Consider the following 12,896-nt stretch of genomic DNA (forward strand, 5'->3'; position numbering starts at 1 on the left):
GGGCTAATAGTAAGGGAAGGGGATGTGTAAAATGGAATTTGTCATACTCACTGGGCTATCCGGCGCGGGCAAGACCCAGGCCATGCACTCCATGGAGGACATCGGCTTTTTCTGCGTGGACAACCTGCCCCCGGCGCTGATACCGGTTTTCTATGATTTATGCGCCAAGTCCGAGGGCTCCATGGGCCGGGTGGCGGTGGTGTCGGACACAAGGGGCGGGGAGCTGTTCAAGTCCTTTTTCACGGCTATGGAGGCCCTGAAGATGGAGGGCAGGCCCTATAAAATACTGTTCCTGGACGCCTCTGAGGACGTGCTGGTGCGGCGCTTTAAGGAGACCCGGCGCAAGCACCCCCTCTCGGACGATTTGGCAGGCTCCTTAGAGCAGGCGGTGAAGCTGGAGCGGGACATGCTGGGGCCGGTGCGGGAGAACTCGGACTTTGTGATTGACACCACCAGGCTGTCCCCGGCCCAGCTGAAGGGCCGGATAGCCGAGCAGTTCCTAACAAGCTCCAGCGACTCCATGTCCGTGCACTGTATAAGCTTCGGCTTCAAGCACGGCATACCCATGGAGGCGGATTTGGTAATGGACGTGCGGTGCCTGCCAAACCCCTTTTACGACCCGGAGCTGCGCCCGAAGACCGGCCTTGACCCGGACGTGCGGGACTATGTGATGGAGAACAGCGAGACCAGGGGCTTTGTGGAGAGGTACACGGCGCTGCTCGACTACCTGCTGCCCCTATATGAGAAGGAGGGCAAGAGCCAGTTGGTGGTGGCCGTAGGCTGTACCGGCGGGCACCACCGCTCTGTGGCCCTGGCCCAGTACACCTGCGGATATCTTATGGAGAAGGGCGTGAAGGCCAGTGTCACCCATAGGGACATGCTCAGGCACTGAATAACAGGTTTAAGGATATGTCGTTTACATCTCAGGTAAAATCGGAATTATGTAAAATAGAGCTGAAGAAGCCATGCTGCCTGCGCGCCGAGTGCTATGGAGCATGGCTGTTCTCCAAGTGCTTCACCTTGAAGGAGGGCAGCTATACCACAGAGAACCCCCACGTGGCCCGCAGAATGCTGGAGCTGGCGGCGGCAGGGGCCGGGGCCTCGGCACAGCTCACCTACGCCGTGAGCCGCCGCAGGCAGCCGGCCTATAAGGTGACCCTGCCCGAGGAGCAGGAGCGCAGGAGGCTTGTGAATGAGTTCGGGCACAGCGGCCTTGAGCCCAGCCTGCGCATAAACCGCGGGGCGCTGGAGGACAGCTGCTGCCAGGTGGCCTTCCTGCGGGGGGTGTTTTTGTCCTGCGGCAACGCCACCGACCCCAATAAGGGCTATCATCTGGAATTTGCCGCCCCCTATAAAAACCTTGCAAACGATTTGTACGCTCTGTTGGGGGAGGCCGAGGCCTTTAGAATCAGCCCCAGCCTGGTGCGCCGCCCAGGAGGGTATGGGGTGTACCTGAAGGACAGCGGGCAAATCGAAAACCTGCTCACCTTCCTGGGGGCTACAGGGGCCTCTATGGAGCTAATGCAGGTGAAGATGTACAAAGAGGTAAAGAACAATATCAACCGCAAGACCAATTTCGAGACGGCGAATATGGACAAAACCTACTCCGCCGCGGCCCGGCAGATTGCAGCAATAGCCGCCATCAGCGACACCGTGGGCCTCTCATCCCTGCCGGAGAACCTGCAGGAGCTGGCGGCGCTGAGGCTCAACGAGCCCGAGCTCACCCTGCGGCAGCTGGGTGAGCGGCTGGGCGTCAGCAGGAGCGGGGTGAACCATAGGCTACAGAAGCTCCTGGAGCAGGGGGAGAAGATACTGAAGGAGAAGGGCGTAGACGGAGTTATGTAGCTTTATATAAGGTTATGTAAATTACGGTACAGAGGGGAGTGGCGGGAAAATGGCTTTCGCACATCTGCACGTGCACACTGAGTACAGCCTCCTTGACGGGGCCTGCAGGATAGAGCGACTTCTGGACAGGGCGAAGGAGCTGGGCCAGGAGGCGGTGGCGATAACGGACCACGGCAATATGTACGGCGTGGTGGACTTTTACAAAGCGGCGGGAAAGCGGGGGATAAAGCCCATAATCGGCTGCGAGGTCTATGTGGCCAAGCGCACCCGCTTTGACAAGGTCAGCGACCTGGACCGGGAAAACCGCCACCTTGTGCTGCTCTGCGAAAACCAGACGGGCTACCGCAACCTTATCGCCATGGTGTCAAAGGGGTGGATAGAGGGTTTCTACAACAGGCCGCGCATAGATTTTGAGCTTATGCGGGAGCACAGCGAGGGGCTTATCGCCCTGTCGGCCTGCGTGTCCGGCGAGATACCCCGGGCCCTTCTCAGGGGGGACTATGAGGAGGCCAGGGAGGCCGCCCTGCGCTATAGGGAGATATTCGGGCCGGAGAATTTCTTTCTTGAGCTCCAGGACCATGGGCTGAACGATGAACATTATGTAAACCCCAGTATTATAAAGCTGTCCCGGGAGACAGGCATCCCCCTGGTAGTCACCAACGACTGCCACTATATCGCCCCCGAGGACCAGGAAATGCACCGGGTGCTCATGTGCATACAGACAGGCCGCACCATCGAGGAGGAGGGCGGCCTTGAATTCGGCTCGGGGGAGCTGTATTTAAAGACCGAGGAGGAAATGCGTGCCCTGTTCCCTGAGTACCCCGAGGCCGCGGACAATACGGTTAAAATAGCTGAGCGCTGCAATGTGGAGTTTGAGTTCGGCAAGACCAAGCTGCCAAAGTTCAGCACCCCCGACGGCTCCCCGAACCAGGAGTTTTTTGAGCGTATCTGCCGGGAGGGGCTTGAAAACAGGTACGGCAAAAACCCCGGCAGGGAGCTTATTGACCGGCTGGAGTACGAGATAAGCACCATAACCCAGATGGGCTATGTAAACTACTACCTGATAGTCTGGGACTTTATACGGTACGCCAGGAGCGTGGGAATTCCAGTGGGCCCCGGCCGGGGCTCTGGCGCGGGGAGCATAGCTGCCTACAGTATCGGTATCACCAACATCGACCCGGTGCGCTACAGCCTTATTTTCGAGCGCTTTTTAAACCCCGAGCGGGTGAGTATGCCCGACTTCGACATAGACTTCAGCGACGAGCGCCGGGATGAGATAATAGAGTATGTGCTGGAGAAGTACGGTGCGGACCACGTGGCCCAGATAGTCACCTTCGGCACCATGGCTGCAAGGTCGGCAATAAGGGACGTGGGCAGGGCCATGGCTATCCCCTTTAACAAGGTAGACCAGGTGGCGAAGCTGGTGCCCCCCGACCTTGGCATGACCCTTGGGAGGGCCCTGAAGTCCTCCAGGGATTTCAGGGACAGATGTGAGTCCGACCCCCAGGTAAAGGCCCTGGTGGGCATGGCAATGAAGGTGGAGGGAATGCCCCGGCACGCGGCGACCCATGCGGCGGGGGTGCTCATAACGGACAGGCCGGTGATGGAATATGTGCCCCTGGCAAGGAACGACAACGTGGTAGTTACCCAGTTCACCATGACTACGGTGGAGGAGCTGGGGCTGCTGAAAATGGACTTTTTGGGGCTTAGGAACCTGTCTGTCATAGACAACGCCGAAAAGCTTATACGAAGGTCCCAGCCGGATTTCTCCATGGAAAGCGTGCCGCCGGACGATAGGGAGACCTTTGAAATGCTTGCCGCTGGGCACACTGTGGGGGTCTTCCAGCTTGAGTCCGCTGGCATGACCCGGCTGGTGGTACAGTCCCAGGCAAAGTGCATAGAGGACCTGATAGCCATAATCTCACTGTACCGCCCGGGGCCCATGCAGTTTATCCCAATGTACATTGAGAACACCCGGGACCCCTTGAAGGTCAAGTACCAGCACCCACTTTTAAAGCCCATACTTGACGTGACCTTCGGCTGCATTATCTATCAGGAGCAGGTAATGCAGATATTCCGGGACCTTGCCGGGTATTCCCTTGGAAGGGCCGATATTGTGCGCAGGGCCATGTCGAAGAAGAAGCACGATGTGCTGGAGAAGGAGCGGCAGATATTTATCCACGGACAGCGCCGGGAGGACGGCAGCTGGGAGGTGGAGGGCTGCGTTAACAGGGGCGTGGACGAGGCCACAGCCGAGGCGCTGTTCCGGGAGATTCAGGACTTCGCCTCATATGCCTTTAACAAGGCCCACGCAGCGGCGTATGCTGTGGTGGCCTACCAGACGGCCTACTTAAAATGCCGGTACCCCAGGGAGTATATGGCGGCCCTCCTCTCAAGCGTGCTGGGCAGCACCGGCAAGGTGGCGGAGTATATGGAGGAGTGCAGGCGGCTGGAGCTGGCGGTGCTGCCTCCACATGTGAACTACAGCGGTGTCGGCTTTACGGTGGACGGCAACAGCCTGCGCTTCGGGCTGGCGGCGGTGAAAAATCTGGGCCGCTCGGTGATAGTCAGGATGGAGCAGGAGCGCGAGGGCGGCGGCAGGTTTACCTCCTTCAGGGACTTCTGCAAGCGCATGACCGGCAAGGACATGAACCGCAGGGCCATTGAGAGCCTTATAAAGTGCGGGGCCCTGGACGGCCTCGGGAACAACCGCCGGGAAATGCTCATAGGGCTCGAGGGGATCCTGGCCCAGCTGGACGGGGACCGCCGCCGGAACATTGAGGGCCAGATGGGCTTCTTCGACTCGCCCCAGCTCTCCGGCGTGGAGGGTGAGGAGCCGCTGACAAGGGCCGAGGATTTCCCCCAGCTGGAGAAGCTGGCCCAGGAGAAGGAGGTCACCGGCATGTACCTGAGCGGGCACCCCATGTCCGCCTACGCGGAGCTGTACGCCGGGGGCAGGTACGCAAGGAGCAGCGATATCCTGCTCAGCGCCCAGGAGGAGGCCGGGGATACGGTCTATTCCGACGGGCAGCGGGTGTCAATGCTGGCCATAGTCACGTCAGTGCGCAGGAAGGACACCCGCTCGGGAATGACCATGGCCTTTGCCACTTTGGAGGATATGTCCGGCGCCGTAATGGGCCTGATATTCCCCAGCGTCCTTGAGCAGTACGGCAACCTGCTCTATGAGGGGGCGGTGGTGGAGGCCCAGGGGCGGCTGAGCTTCCAGGAGGATAAGGAGCCGGAGCTCCTGTGCGACAGGCTTTCGGAGCCGCCGAAGCCCGGCGGGGAGGCCAGGGGCACAAAAAAATCCTCCACGCCGGGGTTGTACCTCCGGGTGGACTCGGAGGCGGACCCGAGGCTTAAAAAGGCCATGCAGTATGTGGATATATTCGACGGCGGGCGCTACGACGTGTTTATAATGTTCAGGGACACCGGGAAGGTGGCGCGCGCCCCGGCAAAGTACAGGGTGGAGGTCAGCCGTCAGCTTATGACGGCGCTGGGGAGGCTCCTGGGCAGCGGGAACGCCCGGTATGTTGATGGAGGCTGAGGGGGAGGCCGAAAATATTGCTAAAACGCAAATATGCCCCCCTAAAATATCAACTAACCCCTTGATAATTCCGGCAGATTTGGTATAATTAAAGGGTAAAACAGTTAATGACCGGGCGGCTCCACGCCCCCGGGTAAAACTTGGAGGGAACAAAAATATGGGAGCAAAAACAATAGCAGTATTGACCAGCGGCGGCGACGCCCCGGGCATGAATGCGGCTGTCCGTGCAGTGGTGCGTAGCGCCATCTCCTTCGGCATGAGCGTCTACGGGGTCATGCGCGGGTATAACGGCCTTCTCAACGGCGACGTTAAGGAGATGAACATGCGCAGCGTCTCAGACATCATCCAGCACGGCGGCACGTCCCTGTTCACCGCCCGCAGCCCTGAGTTCAACACCCCCGAGGGTGTGCAGAAGGCGGCGGATTTCTGCCGGGAAAAGGGCATTGAGGGCGTGGTCGTCATCGGCGGCGACGGCTCCTTCAAGGGGGCCAGGGACCTGTGCGGCGCGGGGATACCCTGCATCGGCGTGCCAGGCACCATCGACAACGACATCGCCTGCACAGACTATACCATCGGCTACGACACGGCCCTGAACACCGCCATGGAGATGATTGACCGTATCCGCGACACCACCGAGTCCCACGACCGCTGCAGCGTTGTGGAGGTCATGGGCCGCCGCTGCGGCGACATCGCCCTGCATACCGGCATTGCCGTGGGCGCTATGGCCACCCTGGTGCCCGAGGTGCCCTACGACTTCCAGAGGGATATTGTTGACCGTATGAAGGCCGCACAGCAGACCGGCAAGCGGCATTACATTATAGTTGTGGCCGAGGGCGTGGGCCATACCCAGGAGCTTACCGAGCGTATCCAGGCGGCTACCGGCATTGAGAGCCGCGCCACTGTCCTGGGTCACGTGCAGCGCGGCGGCTCTCCGACCCTCAGGGACCGTGTGGTCGCCAGCCGCATGGGTTATCATGCGGTGGAGCTGCTGTATAACGGCGCCTCCAACCGTGTAGTGGCCCTCAAGGGCGAGCAGGTGGTTGATTTTGACATCACCGAGGCGCTGAATATGCCTAGGATTTTTGATGAGAACCTGTACAGGGTCTCAGCCAGGCTGTCTATTTAAGTGCCGGGCAGGATTTATAGTTAATACAGCTCAAAAGCAAACCCCCGGACCGTTAAAGGTCCGGGGGTCAATTTATGCCGTTTAGGCTTTTTATTCGTGCCTCAGCGCGTCAATGGGGTTGAGGTTAGCGGCCTTTACCGAGGGTATCAGCCCGAAGATAATGCCGATTATCATGGAGAACACCACCCCGAAGATTATGGCGGGCACGCTTATGGCTACAGGCGTCTCCGCTATCCTGGAGATAATCTCCGCAAGCCCTATGCCGGTCCCCACGCCCAGCAGGCCGCCCATGCTTGTGAGCACCGCCGCCTCAGTGAGGAACTGCCAGAGTATCCGGCTTTTCTTGGCACCGATAGCCTTCTTCAGGCCTATCTCCCGGGTGCGCTCGGTTACGGACACCAGCATGATGTTCATAACGCCGATACCGCCGACCAATAGGGAAATGCTGGCTATCCAGACAAGCTGCTGGTTTGTGGCGTTAGAGAGGTCCTGGAGCTCCTTGGCCTGCTCCAGGGTGTCCTCGGCCTTGTACTGGATACCGTTTGTGTTGGTGTTATAGGTGTTGAGCAAATCCGCCACAGCCTTGCCCGCCGCGGACATGGCCTCGGTATAGCTCACCTGCACCGCAACCTCCTTTGGCTCGTCATAGGAGAAAAGCGCAGGCCAGAGCACATCAGGAAGGAAGACCGCACCGGAGTTCCTGGAGTTCATATAGGTGTAGTAGTCCTCAATGGAGTTGATTACAGGCTCGAACTTCGTGTCCAGCTCCACCACGCCCACCACCACCAGGGCAATGGAGTTGCACTCGATTGTCTTGCCGATGGGGTCCTCGCCCTGGAACAGGCTCTTTGCGGCGTTATCGTCCAGTATCACCACCGGCCTGAAGCCGCTAAGGTCATTGGGCACGAACATGCGCCCTTTTTTGATAACATAGCCGCAGGTCTCGAAATAGCTGTCGTCAATGCCGTAGGTGGAGCAGCCGGAGAGGCTGGCGTTTCCGTAGAAATAGGTGCTGGAGTACCCGTCCTGGCGCTTGGTATAGGCCGTCGCCGCCGTCACGTTCGGAAGGCTCCCGATTGCCTCAAGCATTTCCTCGGTCATAAGTGGTATGCCGTCCGGGATTCCCTCATAGTCGATAGTATAGGGATAGTTGCCGTCGGTGGTATGGTAAAGCTGTATGCGGGTCACATTGTTTCCCGCGCCGATAAGGTTCTGCTTTATCTGCTCGTTTGTGCCCTTGATGGTGGACACAATGGAGATAATGGAGGCAATGCCGATGATTATGCCCAGCATTGTCAGGAACGAGCGCATTTTATGGGCCCAAATGCCCTGGAATGACAGGCGTATATTCTCAATCAAGGATTATCCCCCCTCCGTTTTCCGTCTCAAAGGTAACGCCGTCCTCGGTCCTGCCGGTTATCACGCCGCCATCAGGCAGGGCAGCGCCGGTATCCCCTGAGTCGCCGGTATCGTCTGCGGTGCCGTCACCGTCTACAATATCATCCACGGCGCCTGTGCCGTCATCCATAGTGCCGCCGCCATCCGCAAGGCCTCCGGACGTATCCGGGAGGCTTTCAAGCCCGCTGCTGGATTCATCCTCGCCGCTGCCCTCAGGGAATGGGGGCTCGCCGCTCTCCTGGAGCACGCACCGCACGCCCTCCTTAACGTCCTGACCATAGGGGAAGGCGATGAAATCCTCCCCGGTGGCCCCGGACTTTATCTCCAGGGCATAGCTGCCAAGGCTCTTGCCCACGGTGACATAGGATTTCATGAGCCGGTTGTTCTTACCGGCCTTCATCACATAGTAGCCGGAGTCGTCCTCGCGTATATACATTCTCTCAAGATACAGAGCATCCATGCTGCTGGTATCGTTTACACTAAGGGTTATCTCCACCCAGCTGCCGCTCTGTATGGTGTCGTCGGCGTCCATGAGCACCGCAGTAAACTCGTAGAAGGAGTTATTTGGGTTGGTGTCCGAGGACCAGGAGTTGCCCTCGGTGGGGTAGTCTGAGATTGACACTATCTGGGCAGAGTAGGTCATGCCGTTTGACCAGGAGTTCACGGTGACCTGGTCCCCTATATTCACGCTCCCCAAGAGTGACTCGCTGATGGTGCCGCTGACATAATACTGCTGGGCCCCGGACACCACCAGGAAGGGCCTGCCCTCAGAGGTGGCTGTGTCTATGTCAATAAGCGTGCGCACCTGCCCGTCCACCGTGCTGAGCACCGTGGAGTTCTCCAGGGCCCTGTTGGCTTTATCCAGGTCGAGCTGGGCCTGCTTCATGTCGTGCTGGAGGTTGGTTATCTCCCGCTTCTTGGCCTTAATTAGGTCGTCCAGCTCCTTCTTGGTGTAGTTCATGTGGTTATAGTTATCCGGCTCCGGGGTGGGCTTTGGGGTAGGAGTCGGCGTAGCCGCGGCCTTCTCCTGGGCAGGGGAGTTCACAACGTCTGTGAGCACATCTGTAGCGGCCGCAACCCCTTTTATGATACCCGGCAGGTTTACAGAGCCAGAGAAGCCTGTGCCGTCTATGGTGACCTTGGAGATAAGGCCGCCGTAGTTTGAGTCGTGCTCCCGGACCTCAAACACCGCCGCAAAGGGGGAGATGAGCTTAAAGGGCGGGGGAGTGGGGGACTCTGTAGGCGCTGGAGTGGGAGTCTCTGTGGGCTCCGGAGTGGGGGTCTCATCAGGCCCCGGCTCCGGCGCGGGGGTCTCTGTAGGCTCCGGAGTGAAAGTGGGCTCCGGGCTCATAGTGGGCTCGCCTGTGGGCAGCAGGCCCATCATCAGCTTCATAAAGTCCGGGGTCAGCTTATAGCCGTCCTTACAGAGGAACACATAGGGGTCCGAAGAGGTGCCGCTGCCCCTGTATGGCACCGAGTCCAGCGTCAGCTCAGAGTAAACATTCACGTCCGGGGTGGGGAAGGGGGTGGGCGTGGGCTTCGGCGTAGGCGTCGGGGTGGGGGTAGGCTTTTTGGTGGGCTTTGGCGTGGGGGTGACGCGCGGCTTCGGCGTAGGCGTGGGCTCAACATAGGCCTTGGTCTTCTGCAGCTTTTTAAGCTGCCGGTTGGCCTCGTCTATGCGCACCTGCACCTGCTGCTGGGCCACTGTCTTTGCCTCCACGTCCAGCTCCAGGGCCTCCCTGTTATACTGGAGGAGCGGGTCGCCTATGGCGACGCTCTGGCCCTCCTCAACAAATATCTCGCTTATGGATTTGGAGCTGTCGGGAAATAGCTCCTGCATATAGTCCGAGACGATGTTGCCGCTGGTAGAGGTGTCGCTGCCCCAGTAGCCTGTGGTCAGATAGGCCATGGGCTGGACCTCTACGGTCTTTTGGTCGTTTCGGTAGTTCATATACTGTACGGCGCCGATAATGGAGCCGGCGATTATAACGACCGTGACCCCAAGTATAATCAGGCGCTTTTTCAGCTTCTTATTCATTGGCGGGACCCTCCCCTTTTGCGGGCCCGGACGGGTCCTGCTTTTTGTTTAGCGCCTCAAGCTGGCGCTCAAGGGACTCGATAATGGTCTGCCCGCTTATCTCCTCTCTGGGGGGCTTCGGCGCCGCCGGGGCGGAGACCTGCGGGGCCTGCTGCGACGGCACAGAAGGCGCGGGGGCTGCAGGAGCCTCCTCTGCATTGATGGGGGCCTTATGCTTCCCGGGCTTCGGCAGCTTCGGGAGCTTAGGCAGTCTCGGGGCCTTGACCCTTGGTGTGACTATCTCCCCGGTCCTGTCTACCGCCGGAGCCGGGGCCTTTGATACAGTAGGTGCTGAGCTTGCCGCAGCTGGGGCAGGGCTTGCAACAGATGAAGCTGGTCCAGCCCCAGCCGGGCCTGCCGCGGGCTTTGAGGCTATGGGCTTTCCCGAGGAATTTACCAGCAGGCCGTCCCTGATATGCAGCGTGCGCTTTGCATGGGCGGCTATCTCGGGCTCGTGGGTTATCATGACTATGGTGACGCCCTCGTCGTTAAGGCTCTGGAAGATTTCCATTATCTGCTCGCCGGAGCGGGTGTCCAGGGCGCCGGTGGGCTCGTCAGCCAGAAGTATCTTTGGGCTGTTTACAATGGCCCTTGCTATGGCGACCCTCTGGCACTGTCCGCCGGAGAGCTGGGTGGGCTTAAATTCCGTGCGGTCCCCAAGGCCCACCCGCTCCAGGGCGCGGCGGGCTATGGCCTGGCGCTCCTTGCGGCGTACCCCGGCGTATAGGAGGGGCAGGGCCACGTTGTCAAGGGCGGATTGCCTGGAGAGCAGGTAGAAGCTCTGGAAAACAAAGCCAATACTGTGCAGGCGCACCTCGGACATGCGCTTCTCGCTGACCCCGGCTATGTCCTCCCCCTCAAGGATGTACTCCCCAGAGGTGGCACTGTCAAGGCAGCCGATTATATTCATAAGGGTAGTCTTGCCGGAGCCGGAGGGGCCCATTATCGCCAGGTACTCCCCCTCCTCAACGGTGAGGGAAATACCCCCCAGCACCGGCACCTCCAGTTTCCCCTGCAGATAGGTCTTATAGATGTCTCTGAGCTCAAGCATCATTCTACAGGTTCACCCCCAGCAGCTCCGTCCTCGGACCGGGGCATAATCATATCCGCGCCGTCAGAGGGGGAGGATTCCCCGTCCTCGGTAAAGCTGTCGTCAGTATAAGTGTCATCGCCGCCCTCGGTATAGCCGTCGCCGGTATCAGCGCCGTCGCCGCCTTCGGGAGTCACGGTCCCGCCTTCGTCATAACCGGGGTCGGTCATACCGGGCTCCATATCCGTGGTGCCGTCGGAGCCGTCCATATCCGGGGTCACAATGGCGCTGGCGTCGGTGGTGGTGGGCCCTCCGGCTACCAGATCCTCGGCAGGCATGGCGATATAGTCGGAGGCTGAAAGGCCGCTTAGAATCTCATACAGGCCCTCGCCCTGGTCGTACTGCCCGAGCATTACCGGGCGCAGCTCCAGCTTCTCCTCCTCGTTCCGGCACCAGACAAAGCCGCTGCCGCTGTCCTCCTCGTCTATCACCAGGTACATGGCAGGCAGCCACATGCCCTTATGGGTCATGGAGGCCCCGCTGTCCGGCTCGATATACACGTGCTGGCCCAGCATAAGGCCCTCGGGGGACTCCAGCACAACGTAGAAGTTGTACTTGGAGGCCTTTTCGCCCGACTCCGGACCGTAGTACATATTGTTATTATCCTGGACGGGCTCGTGCTCAATGGACTCCACGGTGCCCCGCCAGCGGGCGTTGGGGTCTACCCTTGAGCGGACCGTCACGGCCTGGCCCTCCACAATGGCCCCTGTGTTCAGCTCGGTTATAGTGCCCTTGATTCTGAACTCCCCTGAGGAGAGTATGCTTATAAAGGGCAGAGGGTTGCCCTGGGCGTCGGTGGAGGGGGTGAGGTTTACCTGCTGCACGGTGCCCTCCACCTCGGCAAAGACCTGGGTGTTCTCCTGGGAGCTGCGCAGCTTGTCGAGCTCGCTCTGCTTTACAGACCGCTGGTACTCCTGGGTCTTTATCTGCAGCTCCACGGACTGTATCTCAACGGTATACTTAAACTGGTCGTCCTTGCTGGCGTCCTTCTGCTCCTTTTCAAGCTGGGTCTTCTGCTCCTGGAGGGTAGTCAGCTGGTTGCTTATGCCCTCCAGCTCCAGCTCGGCCTGGCGGATGGAAAGGTCTATCTCGCCGGTGTCATAGGAGAACAGCGGGTCGCCTATATAGACCTGGTCCCCCTCGGACACAAGCACCTCGGAGACCGTACGGCTCTCGTCCTTGTTTACCTTTGTCACCTTCTGGGGCTCCACCAGCCCGGAGTACCTGGGGTCCGTGTCGGACATCACGCCGGTGATGGAGGATACCGGGGCCACATACACAGGGGACGCGTTCTTCGCGTCCAGGTATCCCTTCAGCCAGAAAAACCATACGCAAAGGGCTATTGCAATCACAGCCACAACAACGCCCGCAGCTATGAGCCGCTTATCCACCTTGCGGGCAGCGGGCTTGCGCATGGGCAGGTTTGTGGACCTGGGCGCCATATGCGCCGCCTCATAGGGGGCGGAAGGCTGTGCAGCATTTTGCTGAGCGGCAGTCTGCATGTGCTGTGGATTCTGCTGTGCGGGCTGGACCGGCGGCTGCTCAGCATGCTGCCGAGCAGCCGGTTGTTGAGCAGCATTTTGCTGTGCAGCACCTTGCTGCCCATTACCCTGCTGGGCGGCGGGCGGCTGGGACTGGGGCTTCTGCTCACCGTGCCTGGGCGGGGCGGGCTTCTGTGCCTGCTCAGGTGCTGGTCTATGTTCCATGTTCTGATTATCCATATGCAAAGGCGCTCCTTTATGCCAGATTCTCGCAATACATTCCTTAGTATTATACATCATCCGGGGCCGTATATCAACCGCTTTTGCCCCTC

General features: G+C 59.5%; 8 protein-coding genes. 4 read left to right on the forward strand and 4 right to left on the reverse strand.

Annotated features, from left to right (window positions below; genetic code table 11):
- Positions 1-31: 31 nt before the first annotated feature.
- The 4 genes from rapZ (at position 32) to pfkA (ending at position 6,518) form a co-directional block, all read left to right on the forward strand.
- A complete protein-coding gene (rapZ, locus tag D5270_RS14425; protein ID WP_166544749.1) occupies positions 32-892 on the forward strand; it encodes an RNase adapter RapZ in 861 nt (286 codons plus the stop codon).
- Between the two features lie 17 nt (positions 893-909).
- On the forward strand, positions 910-1,845 hold the full coding sequence (whiA, locus tag D5270_RS14430) for a DNA-binding protein WhiA (RefSeq protein ID WP_166544750.1): 936 nt from the start codon (positions 910-912) through the stop codon (positions 1,843-1,845).
- A gap of 49 nt (positions 1,846-1,894) precedes the next feature.
- Positions 1,895-5,392 carry a DNA polymerase III subunit alpha gene (locus D5270_RS14435; RefSeq protein ID WP_166544751.1) on the forward strand — a complete coding sequence of 1,166 codons (3,498 nt, stop codon included), beginning with the start codon at positions 1,895-1,897 and terminating at the stop codon, positions 5,390-5,392.
- 157 nt (positions 5,393-5,549) lie between these two features.
- Complete coding sequence (pfkA, locus tag D5270_RS14440) at positions 5,550-6,518, forward strand: 6-phosphofructokinase (RefSeq protein WP_166544752.1); 969 nt, start codon at positions 5,550-5,552, stop codon at positions 6,516-6,518.
- Positions 6,519-6,608: 90 nt separating this feature from the next.
- On the opposite strand, the gene D5270_RS14445 is transcribed toward pfkA, so the two are convergent.
- From D5270_RS14445 to D5270_RS14460, 4 genes are read right to left on the reverse strand one after another with little or no spacing between them, the layout of a single operon-like run.
- A complete protein-coding gene (locus tag D5270_RS14445) occupies positions 6,609-7,829 on the reverse strand; it encodes an ABC transporter permease (protein ID WP_442858609.1) in 1,221 nt (406 codons plus the stop codon).
- Positions 7,830-7,869: 40 nt separating this feature from the next.
- The gene (locus D5270_RS16635; protein WP_207709398.1) at positions 7,870-9,954 is read right to left on the reverse strand and encodes an HlyD family efflux transporter periplasmic adaptor subunit; all 2,085 of its coding nucleotides are present in this window, start codon (positions 9,952-9,954) and stop codon (positions 7,870-7,872) included.
- On the reverse strand, positions 9,947-11,044 hold the full coding sequence (locus D5270_RS17300; protein WP_207709399.1) for an ABC transporter ATP-binding protein: 1,098 nt from the start codon (positions 11,042-11,044) through the stop codon (positions 9,947-9,949). The genes D5270_RS16635 and D5270_RS17300 overlap by 8 nt, the downstream gene beginning before the upstream one ends.
- On the reverse strand, positions 11,044-12,804 hold the full coding sequence (locus D5270_RS14460) for an efflux RND transporter periplasmic adaptor subunit (RefSeq protein WP_166544755.1): 1,761 nt from the start codon (positions 12,802-12,804) through the stop codon (positions 11,044-11,046). Before D5270_RS14460 ends, D5270_RS17300 begins: the two co-directional genes overlap by 1 nt.
- Positions 12,805-12,896: the final 92 nt, after the last annotated feature.

This window comes from Acutalibacter sp. 1XD8-36 (assembly GCF_009917525.1).
GTDB lineage: Bacteria > Bacillota > Clostridia > Oscillospirales > Acutalibacteraceae > Acutalibacter.